Raw genomic sequence first — 25,728 nt, 5'->3', positions numbered from 1 at the left:
GCCCGCGGCGGCTGCGCGAGCGGCGCCTCGCTCACGCATCCGGCTCCACGCCGAAGACGCCGGCCAGCTCGCGGATCAGGCGGATGTGCTCGCGCGGCCCGGCCAGTCCCATCCCCATCGTGTTGATACACAGGTGCGTCGCACCGAGGCCGCGCCAGGCCTGGACGTCTTTTTCCCATTCGGACGTCGGCACCTGGGCGAGCGTGAGCCGCCCCTCGATCCCGAACGACGCTGGATCGCGGCCGGCTGCCGCCACCCACTCGCGCAGCTCCTCGACCATCGCCCGCAGCTCGGCGGTCGGCCGCCACTGCGGCATCCAGCCGTCGGCCAGCCGGGCCGCCCGGCGGCGTGCCGCCTCCGACATGCCGCCCAGCCAGATCGGGATCGGGCGCTGCACCGGCAGCGGGTTGATCCCGACGGCTGGCAGGCGGTGCCAGCGCCCCTCGTAAGTCACCACCGGCTGCGTCCAGAGCAGGCGCAGCACCTCGATCTGCTCCTCCTCGCGCCGACCGCGCGTGTGGAAGTCCATCCCGAGCGCGACGTACTCCGCCTCGTTCCAACCGACACCGACCCCGAGCCGCAGCCGCCCGCCGGAGAGGACGTCCACCTCGGCTGCCTGTTTGGCTGCCAGCACCGTCTGCCGCTGCGGCAGGATGACGACGCCGGTGACCAGCTCGATCCGCTCCGTCACCGCCGCGAGGTAACCGAAGAGGACGAACGGCTCGTGGAACTGGTGGCCAGCGTGGTAGGGTCCCCGCCAGCCCGGGTAGCGGGCGAGGTCGACACCGACGACGTGTTCGTAGGTGAGGAGGTGGGTGTAGCCGAGCCCCTCGGCTACCTGAGCATATTCGCGGATGACCGCCGGGTCGCTACCGATCTCGGTCTGCGGGAAGACGAGCCCGATCCGCATGGTCGCCCCTTTCGCGCGTCGCGTCCGGCCAGCAGTATAGCGCCGGGTGGGGCATCCCTGATCCCCGCCGGGCACACGCCCGGCACCCCGTCCACGTTGCCCCGGTAGGGGCGAGGCGTGCCTCGCCCGGCCGCGCCGGATGGCGCGGGCACCACCGAAGGTGCAGCGGTGCCCATCTGAATACCCGCATCCTCGCCTCGCCACGCGTAGTTCCCCCGTCCGCGTTTTCCCCTGTAGGGGCGAGGCGTGCCTCGCCCGTCCGCACCGTAGGCGCGGGAACGGTGGTTTTCCGGCCCGATCAGGCCGGGCGGCTCAGGCACGCCTGATCCCTACAGCGACAACGGTGGTCGATTAGGTGCAGGTCGGCTCTGCGCGCCTCGCCCGGCCGCGCTGCCAGGCGCGGGGATCGTCCGGTCGACGATCGTCCCGCCGGTTGAGGCGTCGATGAGGAGCCACGCGACGGCTGCTGCCGTGTACAAAGGTATCGCCGTCCCTGGTCTTGCCACGGCTCGCGCTTTGTCCACCATCCTTCCCCACGGGTGCGAGCGGAGTGACCAGGGCAAGCCGTTCCAGCGTGCTTCTCGCTGCTGGAGGCAGCCGCCGCACCCCGCCCGCGCGGCGCGACTCTTGCGCGGTCGCACGTTCTGTCGCATAGTATGGTCGTCGGTTTCGATCGAGACGGGGAGGGAGTGTCATGCAGTTCGATGAGTTCATCGGCAAGGTGCAGCATCGAGCGCGGTTGGCTTCGCGTGGCGAGGCCGAGCGGGTGACGCGGGCCGTGCTGGAAACGCTCGCCGAGCGGCTCGCTGGCGGGGAAGCGAAGGATCTCGCTGCCCAGCTGCCGATGATCGTCAAGGACTATATCCTCGAATACCCGCATGCTGGCGAAGGCCGGCACATGTCGCTCAAGCAGTTCTACGAGCGGATCGCCGAGCGGTTGCATGCGCCGATGCCGGAAGCAGCCTTTTGGGCGCGCGCCGTGATGAGCGTGATCCAGGAAGCGGTCAGCGCTGGCGAGCTCGACGATGTCAAGCACCAGCTTGGCCCCGACTACGCGCCACTCTTCGAGTGGGAAGGGCCGCAGTGATCGCCAGGACCGAGTCCTGCATCTGCACTGGCGCGTGACCCGTGTACTATGCGCCGCCCGGGAAGATCCCGGGCGGCTTTCGTCGGTACGGGGCTCGTTCGGGTAAGCGGATCTGTGGACGGTCGAGCACCGCCGGCCCAACCTCCGGGTGGTCGCGCAGCGGGCTACCGCAGCCGGGCAGCGACCGGACCTTGTACGCGTGCTGGCACGCGAGGTACGTCCGGCGCACGTGCCTGCCCGAGTGCAGTCAGTCGCCATCCGAGAACGCAGCGAGAAGGCAACTCCCCTTCAGATTCTTCGTCTGTTTGCCGATTACAGAACACTGAGCATGTCCTCGCTGGAACAGGGGGACAGGGTGGAGGGGCGCGAGCGTCAACCGGCACAACGCAGTGCCGCATCTTCCTCGCTCCGAGGGGAGTGCGCCGCGCGACCGGATGACGGGGAGTCAATCGGTTCTTCGCTGGCTGGCTTCCATGGGCCGGACGAGCCCCAGCTCCTCATCGATCCGGAGCACGGTCGGATCGTCGACGCCAACGAGGCAGCAGCCCGCTTCTACGGTTGGCCGCGGGCGACGCTCCGGACCTTCCGGATCGATCGGCTGAACGTACTGCCGTGGCCGGAGATCGTCGCCCGCATGCGCGAAGTGCTCCAGCGAAGTACCGGGCGGTTCGTGTTCCTGCACCGGTTCGCTGACCACCAGATCCGGCTGGTCGAAGTCGTGACGGCGCCGGTCCAGGTCGGGGGGCGTACGTTTCTGCGCTCGACTGTCCACGATCTCGGAGAGGTCCTCGCGCGTCTTCCCGATTTCGAGGCAATAGCGCGGCGCTACCAGGCGCTCATCGAGCAACTCCCAGCTGTCGTGTACGCGGAGGAAGTCGCGCCGCCACACCGGAAGGTCTACGTCAGCCCCGCTGCCGAGCGCCTGCTCGGCTGGTCGCCGGAGCAGTTACAGGTCGATCGGGCGACTTGGTACGAGCGCTTTGTCCTCCCCGAGGACCGCGTGTGGGTCCTCCACCAGGAGGAGCAGACCGATCGCTCGGGCGAGCCGTTCCGCGTCGAGTATCGTTTCCGCACCGGCGATGGGCGAGTCGTCTGGCTGCGCGACGAAGCGATCCTGGTGACGGACGAGGGTGGTCGCCCCTGGATCTGGCACGGGATCTTGACGGACGTCACGCAGCAGAAGCGGATCGAGGCACGCCTCCAACGCGAACTCGCATTCCATAATGTACTGCTCGGGATCGCGAGCAACCTGGTCGCGGTCACGAGCGAGGGACTCGAAACGGCGCTCTCCACGATCCTGGCCGATGTCGGACAGTTTCTCGCCGTCGATGCGCTCGTGCTCTTCTGTTTCCAGAACGAGAGTGTGACGCTGCTCGCTCGCTGGCAGGCCAGTGGTCAGTCGCTTTCTGCACAGTGGCCGGACGACCGGACGGTCGCCGAACTGACCTGGCTGCGCCAGCGATTGGAGCAGCGGCAGCTCGTCCTGCTGACTAGGCTCGAACAACTACCCGAAGAAGCGAAAGCTGAGCGCACCGTCTTCCAACACCTGGGTGTCCGCTCGCTGGTCGCTGTGCCGCTCTCCACCTCCGGTCAGCTGCTCGGCTGCCTCGTCGCCGCGCAACAGCGGGAGCAACGGTTGTGGAGCGAGGAGGAGATCGATCTGCTGACGCTCGTCGGTCAGCTGATCATGGCAGCCGTCCTCCAGCGCCGGGCCGAGCAGGTCGAAGCCCAGCACCACGCCTGGCTGCGTGCGACCGTGCTCGCTTCCCCGGATGCGCTCCTGGTACTGGATGGCGAGGGAATCGTCCGCTTCGCCTCGCCGGCCAGTGGACGGGTCCTGGGGATCGAGGCGGGCGCAGCCGTGGGACACCGGCTTACCGAGTTCATCGCTGATCCCGAGCGGTTGCAGCGCTGGCTCGCGGAGGAACTCGTGCCCGATCGGACGACCCGGATCGAGCTCAGTCTCAAGGACAGACCGTCACGGATCGTCGAGATCTCTGGTGTCGACCTCGTGGACGACCCGCATATCGGCGGGGTCGTGCTCTCGATCCGGGACGTGACGGAGCGGCACCGTGCGCAACAGCTGTTGCGCGAGCGAGCCACGCGCGATCCGCTGACCGGTCTCGCGAATCGCTTCGGCTTTCTCGAGGCACTCGAAGCGTTCCGCTCGTCCGCCGAGGACGGTGTGCTCGGTGTCCTCTGTTGCGATCTCGAGCGGTTCTCAGCCTTGAACGATGCGATCAGCTGGGAGGCCGGTGACGCTGCCCTCCGGTCTGTGGCGGATCGCTTGCGCGGCGTTCCGGAAGCGCTGATCGCTGCCCGCCTGGAGGCAGATCGCTTCGCGGTCCTCTTGCGTGCCGACGACCGCCAGCACCTCGTTCGGCTGGCGACCGCGCTGCTCGAGCACTCGAGCGACTGGTACGACGTCGGTGGTGAGGAAGTGTACCTCAGCATGCGTGGTGGTCTCGCCTTCGTCGAGCCGGACGATAGCCCGGTCCAGGCGCTCCGGCGTGCGGAGATCGCGTTCCAGGCCAGTAAGCGCCAGCAACGCGAGCGCCTGGCTGTCTTCGACGCGGAGCTCTACCAGGCGAGTGTCGACCGACAGGCGCTCGAGCGTGACCTGCGACGAGCGCTCGAGCAAGGGGATCTCCATCTCCATTACCAGCCCGTCGTGGACCTCGCGACTGGTCGCATCGTCAGTGTGGAAGCGCTCGTCCGCTGGTACCACCCGACTCGCGGTGCTGTCTCTCCTGCGGTCTTCGTTCCACTCGCGGAGGTAACTGGACTCATCTCGCATCTCACCCAGTGGGTGCTCTTGCAGGCCTGCCGGCAGCTGCGCAGCTGGCTGCGCCTCGGTCTCGCTCCGGACCTGACCGTCAGCGTGAATCTTAGCCCGACCGACTTCCTGCACATCGACGTCCCACAGCTCGCCGAGGACATTCTCCACGTCATCGGTCTCCCGCCCGAACGGTTGACGCTGGAAATGACCGAATCGGCGATGCTGGATCCTGCAGTGTCGCGCGAACGTCTCGAACGCCTGCGTGCGCTCGGTATCGCTGTCGTTATCGACGATTTCGGCGCAGGGTACTCGTCGCTCGGGTACCTCAAGCGCTTACCGGTGCACGGCATCAAGCTTGACCGTCAGCTCATTGCGGACATCCACGAGAATGCAACGAGCGAGGCAGTTGTCCGGTCGGTCCTCGAACTCGCGCGTTCCCTGCGGCTTTCGGTCACCGCCGAGGGAATCGAGAACGAGCGTCAGCTCGTGCTCCTCCGCTCGCTCGGGTGCGACTATGGCCAGGGATTCGCGATCGCTCGGCCGCGCCCACCCGAGGCGATCGTCGAACTCTTGCGGGAGCAACAGCACCGCTAAAAGCGACAGGTCGCTGCTTCAGTTGCCTGTTCTGCTGAAGGAGACGATACTGCGCATAGACTGGAGGAGGCCCGCATGATCGCCTGGCGTCGTTCGCTGCCGGATGCTCTCGAACGCGCGCAACACGAGCGCAAGCCCGTGCTGACCTATGTCTGGAAAGACGGCTGACGCGGGTGCGCACGGCTGGAAGCCGTGACCTTCAGCGACGAGCGTGTCCGCGCAGCGGTCGAGCAGCGCTTCGTTCCGCTCTCGCTCGACCTGTTCCGGGATCCGCGGGAGTGGCTGCGCCCGCTCGGGGTCATCTGGACGCCGACTGTGCTCTTCCTCGACCGGCGCGGTGCCGTGCGCTACCAGAGCCCGGACTTCCTGCCGCCGGAGCTGTTCCTCGATCTGCTGGATCTGGGTGAAGGGCACGTCGCCCTCCACTGGGCACGCTTCACCGATGCTTTGCGCCTGTTCGGGCACGTCGCGATGCGGGACCCGGTGAGTCCTTGGGCACCCGAGGCACACTACTGGTGGGGTGTTGCGGTGTACCTGGTGACGCGGTCGCGCACCGAACTCGATCGGGTCTGGGCTAGGCTACGCGAGCGCTTCCCTGGCTCCATCTGGGCGGCCCGGGCGGTGTCCGACTGAGCCGCAGCTGTCTGCCGGGAGTCACCACGCTACTGGCCGTGGGGTGACCGGGGCGTTCGTGGTGAGGCATGACAGCGCCAGCGAACTCACTTGTCCGGTGCAATGGAACGCAGCTCGCTGAGAATCTGGGACAGTCGCTGCAAGCTTTCAGTCAGTTCTCGAATCCGCTGGCTCAAGCGGCCGACAGAATCGGTCAATTGCGCGTCAGCAGCAGGGGCGTGTGTCGCGAGGTCAGGCGGGGCGGAGCGCAGCTGTGCCTCGATCTCGTGCGGCGAGGCGCCAGCCCGAAGCTGTTCGACGATCCAGCGCAACCGCTCGACGGTCTGCTGTGGATAGCGGCGCGCACGGCCGCTGCCGACAGCCGGGAGGTAGGGAGCGAACCGGTCGCGGTAGTACCGAACCGTCGTTTCTGGTAGGCCGAGCCGGCGCGCGATCTCGGTCAGCGTGAGCAGTCGGTCGCGATCGCGTTCCGCACCGAGGCGACTGTCTGCCGTCTCGTCGAGCACCCAGCCGATCGCCTCGGCCAGATCTTCCGGCCGCGCCGCGCTACCGTCGCTGCTCTGGAATACGGGAGCGTCAGGGTGCTCTTTGGCGAGCAACGGCTGGAGCGAGCGCCAGATCATGCCTGGAATGACACACCGGAGTAGCCGATTCTGCTCGTCCGAGCAGACGGCGATCCCTTCCCCATCGTAGGGATGGAGATCGCGCCAGCGGAGACGAGCGACGACCGGAAGTGGGCAGCCGCAGCCGGCGAGCCAGAGCAGGAGCTGCAGGCGTGGATCGGCGACGCGGAGCGAGGCGGCGAGCAGCCGCCCGCGTTCGGTCGAACGCACGATCGGTACGGGAGACTCGGTGACCTGCAGCGTTGTCGGCACGGCGCGAGTGAGATCGTGAGCGACGAGTCCGCGTTGATGGAGAAAGCGGAGAAACGACCGGACAGCGGCCAGCTTGCGCCGGGCGGTCGCCTGGGCGAGACGCCGGTGATCGAACGTCGCCAGCCAGCGACGGATCGCCGGCTCGTCCAAACGACCCAGGTCTCCTCCGAGCGCAGCCAGGAACTCTTGAACGTCGTGGCGATACGCGCGACGCGTTGCAGCGGGACGACCGGCGAGCCACTCGTCGATCGTTCTGGTGAGCGAAAACTCTTCCTGCACCGTCTCCCTCGTGTCCCAGTCTAATAGACGGCCGTACCGGCGCGATCCGACTTTTGTCCTAGGAGAGAAACCTTCAGGGAACGCTGCGTTCTTGCGATATTTCCATCCTGAGCGATCTGGGAAAGCGAGGCAAAACGGCTGGATGGGTCACTTGTTCACCATTTTAATATAGAAACGCACTGTGAATCATGCGATCGGGGGATCTACCGGAGGAGGTCAGGCGAGATGCGCACACCACAGGATCAGCGGGCCGATTCGCTCGCTCAGACGATGCGACTGACGGAAGAGGGACTCCGCCTGAGACTCTCTTTCCTCGGCCTCACTGACCGAGAGCGTCGCGAACTCGCGCGCCTGCTGCCTTGGGCCGAGCGGGTGGCGGACTCCATAGCCAAGCGCTTCTACGATTTTCAGTTCGCCTTCGAGCCGACTCGCCGCTTCTTCGAGCGCTATGCGCAGGCGCACGGGATGCCGCTCGCCGAAGTGCGTCGCCGGCTCGAGCAGTCACAAGCAGCCTACTTTCGCGAGATCTTCCGAGCTGCCCAGCAGGGCTACGATCTCGCCTACTTTCGACAGCGCCTGCGCATCGGCGTGCGCCACAACGTGATCGACTTGCCGATGAAGTGGTATCTGGGCAGTTACGGACGCTATCTCGACTTCGTGCGTGCTGAACTCCGCCGCAGGTATCCTCTCCAGCCGTGGCGCGTGTGGCGGGTTGAGCGTGCACTCACCAAGGTTTTCAATCTCGACCAGCAGGCGGTCGTCGATGCTTTCTTCTTCGAGTACCTCGACTCGGTCGGTTTCGATCTCGCTGCCGTCGTGCCGGAGCGACCGGAGGACGACCTCTCCGACCGATACCGGGAACTCAAAGAAGGGGTACTTTCGGCTATCCGCGGTTTGCAGCTGGTCACGGCACTCGCCGGCAGTGCCAGTGCACGGCTCGATGCCGTGAGCCAGGACCTCGCTCAGGCTGCGACCGAGGCGGCACAGGCCGTTCAGGTCGTCGCTGGCGGCTCTGTCCGGCAGAGCGAACTGCTCGAACAAGCGACGCGGGCGATCGACGAGGTGCAGCGTGCCGTCGCTGCTATCGCTGGCGGCGCAGCGGAGCAGCAGCGCGCGGTACAGCGCTTGACCGAACTCGCGCAGACGCTCGCGGCGGCCATCCAGGCAGTCGCGACGACTGCCCACGAAGGAGCGTGCGCGACTCAGCGGAACAGCGAAGAGGCAGCGTCAGGCTCCGAGACAGTCCGGCGAGCGATCAGCTCGCTCCGCCGATCCGGCGAGGCTATGCAGCAGATCGGCACGAGGGTGACCGAGATGGCGACCCTCTCGCGGCGGATCACGCAAATGGTCGAAGCAGTCGACGACATCGCTCGCCAGACCAATCTTTTGGCCCTGAACGCCGCGATCGAGGCAGCGCGAGCTGGGGAAGCTGGAAAGGGTTTCGCCGTCGTCGCCGAAGAAGTGCGCAAGCTCGCTGAACGTTCCAGTACGACGACCCAGGAGATTCGCGGGCTTGTCGATGACGTCTTGACAAAGCTGGACGAGGTCGTTGCCGTGACCACGTCTGGGGTGCAGGAGGTGGAGGAAGGTGTGACGCTCGCCGGTTCTGCCGAGATGGCACTCCAGCGCTTGATGACCGGCATGCGGGAGATCGGTGAGCGTATGCAAGCGGTCGGCCATGCGAGCACGACGATGACGCGTGCCAAAGACGAACTGGTTGCCGAGCTCGAGCGCGTCACCCGGGTTATTGAAAGTCACACCGCAGCGACGGAAGAAGTCGCGGTCACCCTGGAGCGGGTCACACGACAAGTCCATGAGGTGGCGGCAGCGAGCCGTGATACGAGCGCGGCGGCCGAGAGTCTCGGCACGCTCATCGCACAGCTCCAGGCTGAAACCGAGAGTGTCCGAGATGTGGCGGAAACGCTTGCCGATGCCGCTGGACAACTTACCCGTGTCGCCCAGGCCTTTCGCCCTCTCGACAACACAGGTTCGACGGACCAGACGGCCGGAGTCAACGTCGGCCAGGGCGTTCTCGCGCCGCAGCGATGACCTCCGGATGCTCGGCGACCCAGCGCTCGGCCAGAAGGCGTGCTGTCTCCTTGTCTCCCGGGGCAAGCTGGCCTTCGATCACCAGGTCGCGGAGATAGTTCTTGACTTCGGCGATCCAGCGGCCTGGCGGTAGGCCGAAGATCGCCATCAGCTCGTTGCCGTCCAGCGGGCTCTTGATCTGAGCGAGCGCCGCTTCCTCTTCCAGCCGGCGGATATGCGCACGGAGCCGTTCCATCCGCTCGCGGGCCTCGCGGCGTCGCCAGGCACGCGCGCTCGTCACGTCGGCCGCGACCAGATCGAGGAGGTCCTCGAGGAGGTCGCCCGCTTCGACCATCAAGCGGCGGACAGCCGAATCGGTCCACGTCTCGTCGTAGGCTGCCGGACGCAGGTGCAGTTCGACCAGCCGGGCGACGCGCTCGGTCAGCGCTTTCTCTTGCCGCAGGCGGCGGAGCGCCTTGCGTGCGAGTTCTGCCCCTTTCACCTCGTGGCCGAAGAAGTGCACCTCGCCGTGCTCGTCGATCGTCCGCGTCATCGGCTTGGCGGCATCGTGCAGGAGGGCAGCCCAGCGTACCGCGAGCCGCGGTGGGCTCTGCCGGACCACCTGGAGCGTGTGCCGCCAGATGTCCTTGTGCCGCCGGTCGGTTACGTCCTCGGCGAGCGGGACGAGTTCGGGGAGCACGAAGGCGAGCAGCCCAGTCTCGCGCAAGAGCTCCAGCCCCCGATCGGGTTCCGGCGCGATCAGCAGCCGGTTGAGTTCCATCGCGATCCGCTCGACGCTCACGCGCTGGAGTTCGGCGGCCAGCTCGCGCATCGCGGCACGCGTTTCGGCCTCGACGTCGAAGCCCAGCTGGGCCGCGAAGCGAGCGGCGCGCAACATCCGCAGCGGGTCCTCACCGAACCGCTCACGTGGGTCACCGACTGCCCGGATGAGGCGGCGTTCCAGGTCCCGGAGTCCCCCGAAGGGGTCGACCAGGTCGCCGGTCACTGCGTGGACGGCCATGGCGTTCACCGTGAAGTCGCGGCGCGCCAGATCCTCGAGGAGGCTCTCGCCGAAGCGGACGCTCGGACGACGGTCGGCTGTCGGATACCACTCGGTCCGGTAGGTGGTGATCTCGACCGTCACCCCGGCGAAGACCAGACCGATCGTCCCGAACGCTTCGCCGACCGTGTAGAGACTGTCGGCTCCAGCTTCTTGACCAAGCCGTTTCGTCTCTTCAGGATGCGCCGAAGTCGTGTAGTCGAGATCGGTAACCGGGCGCCCGAGCAACAGGTCGCGCACCACACCGCCGACGAGATACAGCTCGTGCCCGGCTGCGGTGAATACGCGCGCCAGACGGTCGTTGATATCCCGCAAGGCGGGTGGTAACCGCTCGAGGACGGAACGGTCGAGCTCGGTCTCCAGACTCGTCGGACGCCGTTCGGTCATCCCACACGCTCCCGACACACCCTGCCATTGTACCCGAGGTGGGCGCCTCGTCTTTGCAGGACCGGTCGTGGTCGCTGCATGGGCATCTCGGGAGTAGGAGAGAGACGTGTCGGGGGTCCGTTCGGTTGTTTTCCCTCCTCGTTCTCAGCTGTGCTGATACGGCCCCTCGGTGGCTCGTCGATTTGGTACGAATCGGTGACCTGGCTGGCACAGGATTCCGTCGACACTTCACAGAGGGACGGATCAGTGGCCGGGTATACTTGCTGGTCGGTTTCTCGAACGACGACGGGGTCAACGACGTGAGGAATCTCGCGATCACTACCGAGAAGGTACTGCTTCGCCTGGATGGGCTCGGCCGCATCGTGGCCGTCTCTCCGGACGGTGCTGTGCCAGCCGGGCGCACGGTGTTCGATCTCGTCGTACCGGCCGAGCGAGCGCACGTCGAAGCGCTCCTGGCCACGCTGCGCGCCGGCCAGCCAGTGTGGAGCGAGGTCACGCTCGCCCTCGATGGCCGGGCGCGTCGCTACCAGTGCGGCGCGGTTCCGGGCGATTTCGGAACCAGTGCGTGGCTTCTCCATCCACTCCCAGAGCCGGCCGAGGTGCCCTGGGAGGACGAGCGGGAGCTCGAGCGCTGGCTGGGTGCCTTCATCGTCGAGCAGGTGGAGATCGGGTCGCTGATCTTTGACCGTGCAGGCTACCTCCGGTACCGGAACACGGTCGCTCTACGGTTGCTGGCCGGAGACACCGTCGCTCTACCGGTCGGGAGTAGGCTCGAGGCCCTCGAGCAGGTCATGGCGGCGACCTTCGTCGAGGGCCCGATCGCTGCCAGCGCGCTCCGGGAGACGATCGAACATGGTCAGCCGGTGCGCCAGCTCGAGCTGGAGCGTCGCGACGGCCTTGTCGTCGAAATCGACTATGTACCGGTGCGCGAAGAAGAGCGAGTTGTCGCCCACGTGATCCGGCTGCGCGATATCACCCAGCGTCGAGCAGCTGAGCGACGGGCCGCCACCTTCGAGGCACGCTACCGCGAGCTGGTCGAGCTCCTCCCTGTCGTCGTCTACCGTGCGCCGGCCGATGCGATCGCCGAGACGAGCTACGTGAGCCCGCAGATCGAGCAGCTGCTCGGCTACACCGTCGAGGAGTGGCTTGCCCAGTCGGGTATGTGGTACCGCCACCTCCACCCGGACGACCGCGATCGGGTCGTCGCAGCGATCGAGCAGGCGGTCGCCGGCGGTCGAGAGTTCTCGCTCGAATACCGGATGGTGCGGCGCGACGGCTCGGTCGTCTGGGTACAGGACTGGGGTCGCGTCCAACGAGACGATCGCGGTGGCCGGTTCATCCACGGGGTGATGCTCGACATCACCGAGCGCAAGCAGGCCGAGCTGGCCCGCGCCGAGGCCGAGAGGCGATTGGCTGCGCTGGTCACCGCGATGCCGGCGGTCGTCTTCGTCGTCGATGCGGTGCCGGTCGTGCGCGAGGACGGTGTGCCGACCTACTCAGTCCGCTACGTCAACGAGTATTTCGAGACACTGACCGGCTATCCAGCGTCGGCGCTGTACGAGCAGCCAGGCCTCTACGCGGAACTCGTTCACCCCGAGGATCGTGCGCGCTACGCGCAAGAGGCGCTGCGTACCGACGAGACGGGCGAACTGTTCGACCTCGAGTACCGGCTGGTCCGGCGCGACGGCCGGGTGATCTGGGTGCGCGAGCGCGCCGTGCTCCTCCGCGACGAGCAGGGAAAGCCGGCCGTCTGGCAGGGGCTGATCGTCGACGTCACGCAGCAAAAGGAAACCGAGCAGGCCTTACGGGAAGCCGAAGAGCGCTACCGGCGGCTGGTCGAGCAACTACCGGGGGCCCTGCTGGTGGCTCGTGCCGTGCCGACGTGGCTCGACGACGGTACCCCGGCGTTCGAGTTCCTCTATGCCAGCCCGCAGATCGAGCGACTGACCGGTTATCCCGCCGCTGCCTGGTACGAGCCCGGGCTCTGGCTCCGCGTCGTGCACCCGGACGACCGGCAGCACGTCCTGCGCTGTCTGGAACGCTGTCTCGAAAGCCGGCAGAGCCACGGCGTCGAGTACCGATTGATCCGTGCCGATGGACAGACGATCTGGATTCGCCACGAGGCGACCCTGATCATGGACGAGGCGGGCGAACCGCTCTACTGGCAGTCGCTGCTCCTCGATCGAACGGCCGAGAAGCAGGCCGAAGAGGCGCTCCGGGAGGCGGAGGAGCGGTTTCGCTTGCTCGCCGAGCACCATCCCGCTGCTGTCACGATCGTCGAACCGGAGCCCGTGCCGCTACCGGACGGGACGCTCGGCTGGCGGACTCAGTATGCGAGCCCGCGCATCGTCGATTTCACCGGGTATACCGCCGAGGAGTGGAGCGAGCTCGGTGTCTGGATGCGCAATATCCATCCGGAGGACCGAGAGCGTGTCCTGGCCGAAGCCCGTCGCTGGTACACAGTCGGGCCGTCCGAGCCGCTCGAATACCGTTTCCGTCGGAAAGACGGGCGGCTCGTCTGGTTCCGGCAGGACGGCGCACTCGTCCGCGATGCGAACGGGAAGCCGCGTTATCTCTACCTCATCACGCTCGATATCACCGAGCAGCGCGAGCTCCTCGAGCAGCTCCGCCTGGCTGAGGAGCGTTACCGGACGCTCGTCGAGCAACTACCGGGTGCCGTACTGATACGGCCTCTCGCATTGGATCGAGCGACGCATGAGCAGATGCCGTCGAACTGGTATGTCAGTCCGGCGATCGAACGCCTGACCGGCTTCTCGCCCGAGGAATGGACACCGGAACGGTTCGTGCAGCAACTCCATCCCGAGGATCGGGAGCGCGTCCTCACCAGCATCCTGGATGCGGATCGGCAACTCGCACCGATTTCGATCGAGTACCGGCTGTTCCGGAAGGACGGCTTGGTCGTCTGGGTCTGGAGCATCTCGCATGTCATCCGGGCGGCTGACGGGACGCCACTCTACCGGCAAGTCCTGCTCACCGACGTCACGGAGCGAAAGCGAGCCGAGGAAGCCCTGCGGGCTGCCGAGGCGCACTACCGCACGCTCGTCGAGCAGCTGCCAGCAGCAGTCGTCCGTGTCGCAGCGCATGCCCAGCGGCTGCCGGACGGTCTACCGGGCTACGAGACGAGCTACGTCAGTCCACAGATCGAGGCGGTCACGGGCTTCAGCCCAGAAGAATGGAAGCAACCAGGTATCTGGGCGCGTCAGCTCCATCCGGAGGATCGCGACTGGGTGCTGGAGCAGTTCTGGCAGCACGAGGAGACCGGTGAACCACTGCGTCTCGAGTACCGCTTCCTGCGCAAGGACGGTGAGACGGTCTGGCTCTGGCACGAGGTACGTGCGATCCGCGGCCCGGATGGGGCGATCGAAGCCCGGCAGGCCGTTCTCTTGGACGTGACCGAACGGAAGCGGATAGAAGAAGCGTTGCGGGCGGCCGAAGAGCGGTTCCGCATGCTCGTCGAACAGATCCCTGCTGCATTGGTTATTCTGGATCCGCATCCACACTGGCTCCCGGACGGACTACCCGGGTATCGGACACTCTATGCCAGCCCGCGCATCTTCGACCTCACCGGCTATACGCCGGAGGAGTGGGCGCAACTCGGCATCCTTGCCCGATCGACTCATCCGGACGACCGGCCAGCGCTGCTGGAGTTCATGCAACGGGTCGAGGCGACCGGCGAGCCGGCGAGTCTCGAGTACCGGTTCGTCTGCAAAGACGGGCGGGTCGTCTGGCATCGGCTCGACATCTGGCCGATCCGCGGGGCCGACGGATCGGTGCTGCAGTGGCACCTCCTCATGCTCGATATCACGCGTCAAAAGGAAGCCGAGCGAGCGCTGCGCGAGGCGGAGGAACGCTACCGGAACCTCGTCGAGCAGTTGCCAGCCGTCGTCTACGTCGAGGGGGTCACACCGGTCCGCCATCCGAACGGCCGGCTCGATCGGCCGCTCCTCTACGTGAGCCCGCGGATCGAGGAACTCACGGGTCACTCGGCTGAGGCGCACCAGCGTGACCGCTCGCTCTGGAAGCGGGCGATCCATCCGGATGACTACCAGCGGGTGCGGCAGGAGACGCGGGAGGCTTGGGCGACCGGCCGTTTCCACAGCGAGTTCCGGATCGCGCACCGCGACGGGAGCGTCCGCTGGCTGGAAAGCACCGCGCGCCTGATCCGCGACGCGGACGGGAAGCCGGTCGCCTGGCAAGGGGTGATGCTCGACGTCACCGAGCGCAAGCGCATCGAGAACGAACTGCGGGTCGCCGAGGAACGCTACCGTTCGCTGGTCGAGCAGATTCCGGCCGCGGTGATCGTGACGGCGGCGCAGCCAGTCTTGCTCCCGGACGGGACCCTCCACTATCCCATTACCTATGTGAGCCCACGGATCGAAGAGGTGACCGGCTTCACACCGGAGGAGTTCGAAACGGTGCCCGGTCTCTGGTTCAGTCGCATGCATCCCGAGGACCAGCCGCGTGTCTTCGTGGAAGCGCAGCAGACCGACGAGACGGGTGAGCCGTTCCAGGTGACCTTCCGCTGGCAGCGCAAGGACGGTCGCTGGGTCTGGCTCGAGAACCGGGCAGTGATGTTGCGGGACGCGCAGGGCCAGCCGCTCTTCTGGCACGGTCTCCTGATCGACGTGACCGAACAGAAGCGCGCCGAACAGCTCTTGGTCACCCAGACGACGCTCCTGCGACTCATCGCCGAGGGAGCACCGCTGAGCGGTGTTCTGGAGCTCCTGTGCCGTCTCGTCGAGGACCAGGCACCAGGCCTCCGCTGTTCCGTGTTGCTGCTCGGTTCGGACGGCCGGTTGCGCCACGGTGCTGCGCCGAGCCTACCGCCGGAAGCGGTCCGGTCGATCGACGGTCTCGCGATCGGACCGCTGGCCGGAAGCTGTGGGACGGCTGCCTACCTGAACCAGCCGGTCTACGTGAGCGATACGCGCACGGACCCCCGCTGGGCGGACTGGCGCCACCTCGCCGAGCGGTTCGATCTCGGTGCCTGCTGGTCGACGCCGATCCGTGATGCACACGGCAACGTCCTCGGTACGGTGGCGCTCTATGCGAGCGAGGCACGCGCGCCGCGGCCGGAGGAGGAGCGGCTGCTCGAGCTGGCCACGCAGATCGCTGCGCTGGCGCTCGAGCATTGGCGCGAAACGGAAGAGCTCCGTCACCGTGCGTTCCACGACCCGCTGACCGGTCTGCCGAACCGGTTGCTCTTTCTCGACCGGCTCGAACACGCGCTGGCGCGGGCCGAGCGGGACGGAGGCATCGCTGTCCTGTTCGTCGACCTGGACGACTTCAAGCGGATCAACGACACGTGGGGACATGGAGCCGGTGACCTCGTGCTGCAGGAGGTGGCTCACCGGTTGGCCCGGAGTGTGCGGGCCGGTGACACGGTAGCCCGGTTCGCTGGCGATGAGTTCACCGTGCTGCTCGAAGGTGTTTCCGATCCTGACGAGGTGCGCGGTGTGGCTGAGCGGTTGATCGCGACGCTGGCCGAACCGATCGCTTTCGAGGTCGCAGCTGCACGGGTCAGCGTCTCGGTCGGTGCAGCGCTCGGGGTTGGCTCGCCGTTACCGGACAGCGGCACGCTGCTCCTCGCTGCCGACCAAGCGCTCTATCGGGCGAAGCGGTGCGGCAAGTGTTGCGCCGAACTCGTCGTGCTCAGTGCCCAGGGGGACGCGACCAGCGGATGAGCGAAGCGGTCGGCGATGGACGAGCGACGACAGCGACAGGGGTGGTGGTTCCTCGGTGCGGCCGTTCCGCTGTTCGTCCTCTTCGCTTTCCTTCTGGACATCCTTCCTGATCATGCACTGGTCGTGCCGCGCGGGCATTTCATCGTCGTCACCCTCATCTCTGTCCTGTCGTTTGTGATCGCTGCGCTGGTACTCGCGGCAGCGGTCCAGATCGCCGATGTGCGTGTCCTCGCGCTGGCGCTCGCGATCGTGTCACTGAGCGGGCTTTTCGCGATCCACGGCCTGGCGACCCCGGGCGTCATCGCGCCGGGGGTGAATGGGTGGGTCGGTGCTTCGGCTCGTCTCGCCCTGTTCGGGGGCTCCTGGTTCCTGGCCGCCAGCGCGCTCGAGTCGCCTATCGCAGTACACCGGACGCTCCTGCGCTATCGCGGGTGGATCGCGTTGGGGACGGCGCTCCTGCTCGTCGCCTACGGAAGCGTGGCGGTGAGCGATCTCGTTCTCCAGCGTGCAGCCGCAACTGAAGCCGGTGCGCGGCTCAGCGGGCTGCGGACGCTCGAGCAGCTCGCCACCACGATCGGCGGTGGACGCACCGCACTGGTGCTCGGCCTGGCGAGTCTCGCCCTTTCGCTGCTCGCCTTCGCCCACTACTGGCGTGTGGCGCGACGCTGGGCGACTCCGCTCGTCTGGGGACTCCTGGGAGCCTGCCCGTTTCTCGTGCAGGCGGGGATCGCGCTGCTGCTCGCGCCGGTGTGGCACCTGAGCTGGTGGGAGTATCACGTTCTGTTGCTCGCTGGCTCCCTGGCCGCACTCAGCGGGCTCGTCCGCGAGTACGCGCGGTCAGGCTCCTGGCGCGGCGTACTGGAAGGGTTACTCCTGCGCGATGCGCTCGAGCACCTCGAACGTGGCTCCACCGAGGTCGTCGCGGCCCTGGCGGCAGCGGTCGAAGCCGAGGATAGCTACACCAAGGAGCACAGCGTGCGCGTCGCGCGGCTCGCCGCCTCGATCGCGCAGGAACTCGGGCTGCCACCCGAGCGCGAGCGTATCCTGTACCAGGCGGGGATCCTCCACGATATCGGGAAGATCGGTATTCCCGATGCGATCCTCCAGAAGCCGGGCCGGCTCACTGCCGAGGAGTTCGCACTGGTGCGCGAGCACCCGGTGCGGAGCTGGGAGATCGCTCGCCAGATCCGCTCCTTCGCGCCGATGCTCCCCGCCATCCGCTGGCATCACGAGCGGCTCGATGGCAGCGGCCATCCGGACGGTCTCCGCGGGGAAGAGATCCCGCTCGATGCGCGCATTTTGGCTGTCGCTGATGTGTTCGATGCGCTCACTTCGGTGCGGCCGTATCGTGCGGCGTTGAGCGTCGAAGAAGCGCTCGCGCTCCTGCGCCAAGAGGCTGGCACCCGATTGGATGTCGAGTGCGTGGCGGCACTGGAACGGCTGGTCGAGCAGTACGGCGTCTCGCTCGTCGGGAACGAACGGGAAACCATGCAGAGAGCGCGATCGCCCGTGGAGCCGTCGTTGGAGCACCGGTGATCGTGCCCGTTGGGCACGGTATCATCATCCAGCAGAGGAGGGACAGTGGCCGGGCACACGGTACGTCTCGTCGCGATCCAGCGTCTCGCCGGTCGGGATCTCTGGGTTCTCCCGGCGACGTTCCGCGATCTGTGGGCGCTCGCTCGCTTGCAGCGCGCGTGCTTTGAGCCGCGCCAGGCCTATAGCTTTTTCGCCTTTCTCGTCCTGTGGTTGTGGCCCGGCGTGCGTGTGCTCGTGGCGCGAGTTGGGGACGAGCTGGTCGGGAGTATTGTCGGGGATCGCCGGGGGCGACATGCCCGGGTGCTGAATCTCTGCGTCAGTCCGGCCTGGCGGCGGCGAGGCATCGGTACGGTCTTGTTGGCAGCGCTCGAGCAGGAGCTCGCTGCCGATCTCTACACGCTCATGGTCGAGGACAAGAACGCACCCGCGTTCGCACTCTACCGTCGCTTCGGCTACGTACCCGTCGCGGAGATCCGGCACTATTATGGACGCAACCGCCACGGCGTCCTCATGCAGAAGCGCCGTGGCGAACGTGCATCCTGGCACGAATGAACACAGCTACCAGCACCGGCCGCTCAGGCACACCGATCCCTGCCCCGGATTGTGGAGCATCAGCACAATCCCGGCACCCCAGACGACGATGAAGAGGAGCGCGAGGACCACCGCGGTGAGGACGATCGCCTTGCCACGTGGTGTCAATGGTTCTGGCTGCATCCCAATGAAGCCCATCGTCCGCCCCTTCCGTTCCCGCAGCGGATTGTAGCGCGTCGAGCGCACGGTGTCGCGCCTGCACGCGAGGACGAACCGAGGAGGCCGCTCCAGTCTCGGGCTGACGGGCGATCCTCAGGCACAGTAGCTCAGCCAGCTCCGACCCTCGGGCTCTTGGGAGTTCACTCCGAACGCAGCACGCACCAACCGACCCTCATGGCCCAGTGGAACCACCGAAGGTCGACTGGTGCGGTACGGACGACGGTCACTCCGTCGCCAGGATCGCCTGCATGACCTCGCCATCTTCCCAGTACGGGTCCTCGCTGAGCAATGCCCGTAGTGCACGGTACCAGCGATCCTGCTCAGGATCGTCCGCGTTCCGGCGATAGCTCTCCCGATCGTCGAAGGTCGCCACGCCGATCAGTTCGTCGCTCGTCCGGTCCGGCTTGAAGAGCTAGCTGGCGCGGAAACCCTGTACCCGGGGCGATCGCTCGCGATTCCAGAGTTCGAACAGCTGGCGGATCGCAGCCTCTCGACCGGGCTTCGCCTGCAGATGAACGATCGTTCCGTCCATGAACCGGCTCCCTTCGCGTGGTCGCCTCGCCGACCTCGCTCCGCACACTGGCGGTCTTCGACGAAACGAGTGTGCTCGTACCCGGCGCCCCGGATGGACGGATCACGAGCGTCGAGCAAAACGCATCCGCCCTCCCTCCGGTACCGCTCACATCTCGAGCACCTGACCACGACCCTATGCGATCCGACGATGGCCGAGACTGTCCAGCGTCATCTGCCAGTCGTCGAGTACCGGCATGAAGGCATGCGCCATCTCTTCGCTTTCCCACAGAATGATGCCGAGCGTCTGGTCGTCGGCTTGCTGGACGGAGGAAAAAGTGCCGGAAGTCTGGTGCCTCTTGCAGCTTCGGCCAGAATTCCTCCGCTGCACGCTCGAGCGTCGAGACACGAGTCGCTGGGTCCATCGTTCGAAGTACATACGTCGCATACATCGCGAACCTCGTTCGCTCTTCACGGCACGACCCGGTAACGATACCGGACGGCTGACGTTGAACCTTGAGCAGAGAGTGTTCAAGTTCTGTTCAGTGTGACTTCCTGCTTTCGGGCGTTAGTGGCAGGCAGCGCGCCCGCTGTCGGTGAAGGGGATACCGGAAACTGTGACGAACTGCCACGTGTAGTGATCGGAGAACAGTTCGAGCCGGAGCACGCCGTACGCCTGATCCGTCGCGGTGGCGCTCGTCGGTAACCGGTGTTGGATCGGACGGAGGCTGCGCCCGCCGGTACCGACCACGAACTGGACGATGCCCTGCTCCGGATCGGGATGACCGTTGGCATCCAGCGGCTGGAACCGCTCGTAGTCGTGGTCATGCCCACTGAGAACGAGGTCTACACCTGTGCGGCTGAGCAGTTCCCAGATCGGTTGCATGGACTCGAAGTTCCCATGCTCACCGGAACTCCACCGCGGATGGTGCCAGTACGCCAGCGTGCACCGGGTGGGGTGCGCCGCGAGGTCGGCACGGAGCCACTGATACTGCGGTGAGGTCTCGTCGCAGCCCCCGGCGGGCTTGCAGTTCGAGTTCAGGACGACGACGTGCCAAGCGCCGAGATCGTAGGAGTACCAGCCCTGACCGGGAAGGCCAGCGCTCGCGCCGAAGTAGTCGAAGTACGGTCTGGCATCGCGCGATCCGTACTCGTGGTTCCCGATCGCAGGGTGGATCCGCTCCTTCACGGAGCCGAAGAGCGGATCGAAACAATTCCGGAACTCCTCGGCCGTCCCGCGCTCGTAGACGACGTCACCGAGCAGGGCGATGGTTCCCGGCTGTTGCGCGAGGAAAGCGGCGACTGCATCGTCGTTCTGCGACCGGCACGTCGCGGCGTCGCCGACGGCCCAAAGGATCGCTGGCACGTCTACTGTCGGTGCGGGAGTTGCTGACTCGACTGGGGATGTCGGGGGCAACGAGTTCGCGTGGCTGGCCGTGCACGCAGCGAAGAGCGCGAGCACGAGAAGCATGAGCCCCAGGCGACCTGTTCCTCGCATCGGAGCGACGCTGCCTTCCTTCAGCCTGCGATGAGCTGCGTATCGACGACGACCTCGTCGAAGCGAATATCGAAGGTCCGACCGGTACTGTTCTCGCCCAGCTGGAAGCGTCCGACGGGGTCAGTTCCCAGGTTCCCACTGATCGTCGCGATCTGGTTTCCGTCGTACCAGATCTCCACGCTTCCGTTCGTGCCGACGACGACGTGGAGCAGGAGCGTGTGCCAGGTACCGGGTGTCACGCCGGTTGTCGTCGTCGTGCTTTGCCCAGCCACGTCGTTCCGGAAACCGAGCTTACCCGTGCTCGAGAGGAAGATGCCACCGAGCGAACCACCCGTCGCAGTCCGTAACTTCAGGAGGTAGACGGTGTTCGCTCCTTGCGAGGAGACGAAGAAGCGGACGCGGACGTAAACGTCGCTCGTCGTGCTGGGGAGAATCGCGGAGGCAGAGGCGGCTGTGCCGCTGGTCGAGAGTGCGCGGGCAGCGTACTGGCCGCTGTACGGCTGTTCGTTCGTCAGCGTGAGGCCACTGACCGTCGACCAGTCGGCGAGCGTTCCCGATTCGAAGTCGTCAGCGAAGAGGGCGAAGCTGGTGGTCGTGACGGTAACCGGTGTGCTGGGTGGCGATGCATTCCCGGCCTGGTCGCGTGTCGCGACAGCATACGAGTACGTAGAGTTCGGTTGTACCGTGGTGTCGACGTAGCTCGTCGTATCGCCGAGCGAGACGAGGAGCGTGCCGTCGCGATAGACGTCGTACCCGGCGATGCCATTGGGGTCGCTCGACGCCTGCCAGGTGATCGTGACGCGGCCATTGCCAGCGACGGCGGTCAGACTACTCGGTGCTGGCGGTGGGGTCAGGTCGATCGTCCAAGTCCAGCTCGCCGGGGAAGGATCGGCTACGCCTGCCGAGTTCACCGCTGCGACGGTAAACGTGTGCGCGCCTTCGGTGAGGTTTTCGAGTGTGAGCGGGCTGGTGCAGGTGCTCGGCGTCGCGCCGTCCAACTGGCAGCGGAACGTGGCGTTCGGATCGTCCGAGGCGAACGCGAACGTCGCCGTACTGCTATTGGTCAGCGCGGACGGTGTCGTGGTGAGTACCGTGTCCGGAGCTGCCGGTGCCGCCGTGATCTCCCAGCTGAAGGTTGCGGGTGTGGGATCGACGTTGCCGGCCAGGTCCACGGCTGTAACGCTGAACGTGTGGATGCCCGCCGTGAGTCCCGTATACGAGACTGGACTCGTGCACGGTTGGGCTGCTGTGCCGTCCAGACTGCAGCGGAAGGTCGCGAGTTCGTTCGCCGAAAAGGCGAAGACAGCTGTCGAAGCTGGAGGGGTGCTGGTGAGGGTCGTCTCGGGCGGAGTCGTATCGGCTGGCGCGTCGATCGGTCCGGTATCGGCGACGACCTCGTCGAACCGTACGTCGAAGAGCCGGCCAGTGCTGTTCTCCCCGAGCTGGATCCCCGTCACCTGGTTAGTGCCGAAATTCTGGAAGCTCTGGTGGATGCGTGTCCCGTCGTACCAGATTTCGACGAAACCGTCGCTTCCTGTGCGCACGTGCACTTCCAGCGTATGCCAGGTGCCGGACGTGATCGAGGTCGTCGTTGACGATCCCTGCGCTGCAATATCGTTGCGGACAGCGAGCTGTCCGGTACTCGTGAGATAGACGCCACCGAGCGAACTGGTGCCACTGCGCCATTTGACGAGATACACCGTGTTGGCACCTTGGCTGACAACCTGGAACCGGATACGAACGGAGAAGTCGCTCACCGAGCGCGGCAGTGTCGCGAGCGCGTAGGAGGCAGTTCCGGCTGTCGAGAACGCACGGGCCGCGTAATTGCCAGAGAACGGCGCTTCGGTCGTCACGGTGAGCCCATTGACGCTCGACCAGCGGACGAGCGTGCCGCTCTCGAAGTCGTCCTCGAACAAGCGGAGACTCGGAGTGGTCACGGTCGCGACGGGTGACTCGCCCGAAAGGTTCCCAGCGTTGTCGCGGGCACGGACCGTGTACCGGTACGTCGACGCCGGTTGGACGGTCGCGTCGGTGGCGCTCGTGACGGGCCCAAGGCGGAAGAGCAGGTTGCCATCACGGAGGACGTCGTACCCGGCGATACCGTTCGCATCGCTGACGCTGGACCAGGAGAGACTCACTTGCGTGCCGTTCAATGGCGTGGCAGTGAGGCTCGGAGGCGGCGTCGGAGGGGTGAGGTCGACCGTCCACGACCAGCTCGCTGGTGTCGGATCCGGATTGCCCTCACCGTCGATCGCCCGGACGGTGAAGGTATGTGTCCCCTCAGCGAGGCCGTTGACGGTCCAGGGAGTCGAGCAGACGACACTCGACGTGCTGTCGAGCTGGCATTCGAAGGTTGCCGCTGCATCACTCGAGCTGAATGTAAAGGTCGCACTGGCGAGGTTCGTGAGTGCCGGCGGAGTCGAGAGCAGGGTCGTTTCGGGTGTCGCAGGTGCGATGACGTCCCACGCGTACGAGGCGGGCGTGGGGTCGACATTCCCTGCGGCGTCGACTGCTACCACGCTGAACGTGTGTGTCCCGATTGCCAGCCCGCTAAAGTTGACCGGACTCGTGCACGGCTGCCCTGGTGCCCCGTCGAGACTGCAGCGGAAGGTCGCGGGCTCGCTCGCCGTGAAGGCGAAGGTCGCGGACGTCTGGTCCGTCGAAGCCGGTGGTGTGCTGGTGAGGGTCGTCTCAGGAGGCGAGGTGTCCGGTGGAGAGGTAGCTCCCGCGGTGACACGCACGTCGTCGAAGCGGACGTCGAACGTTCGACCGGTCACGTGGTCCCCGATCTGGAGCTGGCCGATCGCGGAGGACCCGAAGCTCTGCGCCCGACCGATGAGCTGTGTTCCGTCGTACCAGAGGTCGACGCGACCGTTCGTGCCAGTGCTGAGATGGAGCACGATCCGATGCCACGAATTCATGGCCACCGATACGGATGTCGTCGTCGTTGTGCCCGCCACTTCGTTGCGAAACGCGAGGAGCCCGTTCGTGTTGATTTGGACGCTACCGAGTCCTGTCCCATCGGGCGCACGCATGCGGAGGAGAGTCAGCTGATGGTTGCCGCGCGCGGCGATGAACACCCAGCTCTCCACCGTGCCGTCAGTCAGTGCCGAGGGCCAGTGTGCCACTCCATAAGCGGCCGTCCGTTGCGTCGATTGTGCCTGCGCGGCGTATTGTCCACTTCGGGGTTGGAGGTTCGTCACGGTGAGGCCGTTCACGGTACTCCAGCGTCCGAGTGACCCGCTCTCGAAATCGTCGAGGAAGACGGTGGTGTCCGTCGAGATCGTCACGGGCGCACTCGCTGCCGAGCGGTTGCCGACCGCATCGAGTGCGACCACTTGGTAGGTATAGGTGCGGGCAGGCTGTAGGCTCCGGTCTACGAACGTACGCTGGGTACCCGAGACCGTGGCCACGGTGGACCCGTCACGCAGGACTTCGTACGCGGTGACTGCGTAATCGTCGGTTCCTGGTGCCCAAAACACTGCCACTTCCTGGCTCGAGATCAGGCTCGCGGTCACGCCGGTCGGCGCAGTCGGCGGAGTCGTATCGTTTGGGCCGTGGCAGGTAAGACTGGTCGTGTCGCGGACGCGGCCGCTCAGGTCGACGAAAGAGAGGTCAGCTCGGCCGGTAGCGAGGGACGCGACAAGGACTCCGAACCCATCGGGTGGCTGGTCGTACCCCGCAGCGACCCGTGCGTCGCTCCGTACGAAGGCACGGATGCCGTGTCCGCCCGTACCGGAAACGATCTGGACGATGCCGTTCGGGTCCGGCTGCCCGTTGCGGTCGAGCGGAACCCAGCGCTGGTAGTTGTGGTCATGCCCGACGACGACGAGTTCCACGCCGAACTGGTACAAGAGTTCCCACATCGCTTGGAGCGCTGGCGTGTCCCCTTGCGGGCCGATGCTGAAGCGTGGGTGATGGAAAGCGACGATCGTGCAAGCATCTCGGTGCGTCTGGAGGTCACGCAGGAGCCACTCGTATTGTGGTGAGCCCGGTCCGTATTGTCCGAACCGGCTGTTGGAATTGAGCACGATGACGTGCCAGCCGCCGGCATCGACGCTATAGTAGTCAGGCGGTGACTGCCAGTAGCGGAGGTAGCCTGCGGCGATCCCGCCTTCGTACTCGTGATTCCCGACGACTGGATTGGTGATCGAGCGGTAGGCAGCGAAGAGCTGGCCAGCACTACCGTAGTAGTTCAGAAACTCGGTGTAACTCCCCTCTTCATAGAGATCACCGAGATAGAGGACCAGGTTCGGTGCCTGCGAACCGATCAGTTGGGCGACTTGTGCCGAGTACGTGCCATCGTCACCGCCGTCACCGACCGCGACGACACGGAACGGTTGCCCACTCGGCGGTGCCGATCCGCTCGTAGGTTGGAAGCCGCTCGGAATGGGTGGTGGTGCCGTGATGCCGTTTTGGAAGAAGAGCGTGCTACTGGTCGAGCCGGTCGTGAAACCGTCGCTCATCAGCGCAGCGACGGAGAGGGTATGCTGTCCGTCGACGAACTGCGCGGTCGGCAACGTGAAGCGGTAGGGTGCGGAGAACTCCGTGAGGAGGTACTGCCCGTCCAGGGTGTAGATCATCCGCTGGACGAGGGGCGCGGCACCGCTCGTCGTGACACTGGCTGTCACCGTCACGTCGCCGGACACGAGCGCACCGCTCACCGGTTGCGTCAAGCAAACGGTGACGATGTAGGTGCCGCTCGCCGGACCACTGGTCGCACAGCTTGCCGCAGCCACTGGCACAGGCGAGATGCCGAGCATGACGACGAGCAGGGTGACGGTGAGCAGGCTCGCTATCACGTTCCGTCTGAACCGGTGCACAGGGCGGGGCGATCGAGGTTCGCGCGCATCCGTCATGAGGCTTTCCTTCCAGAAACCCTATCGGGTATCAGCTCGATGGGACGGTGCGCTGCGGAGAGAACGACACTGTGCACCTGCCGCATGGAGCCTCTTCCTCGAGTATGTCGAGGAAGCGCTCCCAGTACATGATCAGTCTTTCGTCAGCGCTTGCTCACTGGTGCATGGGGCTGCCGGAAAGGGGAGAACCGAATGGCCGTGGTCGTGCACGACCGGAGTGGCCGGCCGATTCCACCTG

15 protein-coding genes are annotated in these 25,728 nt (G+C 66.0%); 7 read left to right on the top strand and 8 right to left on the bottom strand.

Annotated elements, in window-relative coordinates; translation table 11 throughout:
- Nucleotides 1–31: 31 nt before the first annotated feature.
- Nucleotides 32–910: an LLM class F420-dependent oxidoreductase gene (locus tag OO015_RS04735; RefSeq protein ID WP_265940083.1), complete on the bottom strand. Its 879-nt coding sequence runs from the start codon at nucleotides 908–910 to the stop codon at nucleotides 32–34.
- A gap of 694 nt (nucleotides 911–1,604) precedes the next feature.
- Between OO015_RS04735 and OO015_RS04730 the strand changes: the two genes are divergently transcribed.
- The 3 genes from OO015_RS04730 to OO015_RS04720 all read left to right on the top strand — a co-directional run bounded on the left by OO015_RS04730 (nucleotide 1,605) and on the right by OO015_RS04720 (nucleotide 6,003).
- Entirely contained in the window at nucleotides 1,605–1,997 is a 393-nt protein-coding gene (locus OO015_RS04730) for a DUF2267 domain-containing protein (protein ID WP_265940082.1), read from the top strand.
- 355 nt (nucleotides 1,998–2,352) lie between these two features.
- Nucleotides 2,353–5,370, top strand: a complete 3,018-nt coding sequence (locus OO015_RS04725; RefSeq protein ID WP_265940081.1) for an EAL and GGDEF domain-containing protein — start codon at nucleotides 2,353–2,355, stop codon at nucleotides 5,368–5,370.
- A 192-nt stretch (nucleotides 5,371–5,562) separates the two neighbouring features.
- Nucleotides 5,563–6,003, top strand: a complete 441-nt coding sequence (locus OO015_RS04720) for a hypothetical protein (RefSeq protein WP_265940080.1) — start codon at nucleotides 5,563–5,565, stop codon at nucleotides 6,001–6,003.
- Between the two features lie 86 nt (nucleotides 6,004–6,089).
- Here the strand turns inward: OO015_RS04720 and OO015_RS04715 are convergent, their stop codons facing one another.
- A complete protein-coding gene (locus tag OO015_RS04715; protein ID WP_265940079.1) occupies nucleotides 6,090–7,157 on the bottom strand; it encodes a site-specific integrase in 1,068 nt (355 codons plus the stop codon).
- A 225-nt stretch (nucleotides 7,158–7,382) separates the two neighbouring features.
- On the opposite strand from OO015_RS04715, the gene OO015_RS04710 reads away from it, so the two are divergent.
- Nucleotides 7,383–9,206 carry a globin-coupled sensor protein gene (locus tag OO015_RS04710; RefSeq protein WP_265940078.1) on the top strand — a complete coding sequence of 608 codons (1,824 nt, stop codon included), beginning with the start codon at nucleotides 7,383–7,385 and terminating at the stop codon, nucleotides 9,204–9,206.
- Here OO015_RS04710 and OO015_RS04705 read toward each other — a convergent pair.
- Complete coding sequence (locus OO015_RS04705) at nucleotides 9,169–10,632, bottom strand: CCA tRNA nucleotidyltransferase (protein WP_265940077.1); 1,464 nt, start codon at nucleotides 10,630–10,632, stop codon at nucleotides 9,169–9,171. The genes OO015_RS04710 and OO015_RS04705 overlap by 38 nt on opposite strands.
- Before the next feature lie 299 nt (nucleotides 10,633–10,931).
- Between OO015_RS04705 and OO015_RS04700 the strand changes: the two genes are divergently transcribed.
- From OO015_RS04700 to OO015_RS04690, 3 genes are read left to right on the top strand one after another with little or no spacing between them, the layout of a single operon-like run.
- Nucleotides 10,932–16,337, top strand: a complete 5,406-nt coding sequence (locus tag OO015_RS04700) for a PAS domain-containing protein (RefSeq protein ID WP_265940076.1) — start codon at nucleotides 10,932–10,934, stop codon at nucleotides 16,335–16,337.
- Nucleotides 16,338–16,352: 15 nt separating this feature from the next.
- Nucleotides 16,353–17,873: an HD-GYP domain-containing protein gene (locus OO015_RS04695; protein WP_265940075.1), complete on the top strand. Its 1,521-nt coding sequence runs from the start codon at nucleotides 16,353–16,355 to the stop codon at nucleotides 17,871–17,873.
- A 45-nt stretch (nucleotides 17,874–17,918) separates the two neighbouring features.
- On the top strand, nucleotides 17,919–18,425 hold the full coding sequence (locus OO015_RS04690; RefSeq protein WP_265940074.1) for a GNAT family N-acetyltransferase: 507 nt from the start codon (nucleotides 17,919–17,921) through the stop codon (nucleotides 18,423–18,425).
- A gap of 6 nt (nucleotides 18,426–18,431) precedes the next feature.
- Here the strand turns inward: OO015_RS04690 and OO015_RS04685 are convergent, their stop codons facing one another.
- The 5 genes from OO015_RS04685 to OO015_RS04665 form a co-directional block, all read right to left on the bottom strand.
- Nucleotides 18,432–18,602 carry a hypothetical protein gene (locus tag OO015_RS04685; RefSeq protein ID WP_265940073.1) on the bottom strand — a complete coding sequence of 57 codons (171 nt, stop codon included), beginning with the start codon at nucleotides 18,600–18,602 and terminating at the stop codon, nucleotides 18,432–18,434.
- Between the two features lie 244 nt (nucleotides 18,603–18,846).
- The gene (locus OO015_RS04680) at nucleotides 18,847–18,996 is read right to left on the bottom strand and encodes a hypothetical protein (RefSeq protein ID WP_265940072.1); all 150 of its coding nucleotides are present in this window, start codon (nucleotides 18,994–18,996) and stop codon (nucleotides 18,847–18,849) included.
- A gap of 333 nt (nucleotides 18,997–19,329) precedes the next feature.
- Nucleotides 19,330–19,581: a hypothetical protein gene (locus tag OO015_RS04675; RefSeq protein ID WP_265940071.1), complete on the bottom strand. Its 252-nt coding sequence runs from the start codon at nucleotides 19,579–19,581 to the stop codon at nucleotides 19,330–19,332.
- Nucleotides 19,582–19,701: 120 nt separating this feature from the next.
- The gene (locus tag OO015_RS04670; protein WP_265940070.1) at nucleotides 19,702–20,631 is read right to left on the bottom strand and encodes a metallophosphoesterase family protein; all 930 of its coding nucleotides are present in this window, start codon (nucleotides 20,629–20,631) and stop codon (nucleotides 19,702–19,704) included.
- Nucleotides 20,632–20,651: 20 nt separating this feature from the next.
- Nucleotides 20,652–25,433 (bottom strand): fibronectin type III domain-containing protein, encoded by a 4,782-nt coding sequence (locus tag OO015_RS04665; protein WP_265940069.1) that lies wholly within the window; start codon nucleotides 25,431–25,433, stop codon nucleotides 20,652–20,654.
- Nucleotides 25,434–25,728: the final 295 nt, after the last annotated feature.

Origin of the sequence: Thermomicrobium sp. 4228-Ro, from assembly GCF_026241205.1 — a bacterium.
In the GTDB taxonomy this organism is placed as follows: domain Bacteria; phylum Chloroflexota; class Chloroflexia; order Thermomicrobiales; family Thermomicrobiaceae; genus Thermomicrobium.
Note: the sequence above shows the minus strand (reverse complement) of the source record. Positions and strands in the feature narration are given on the sequence as shown.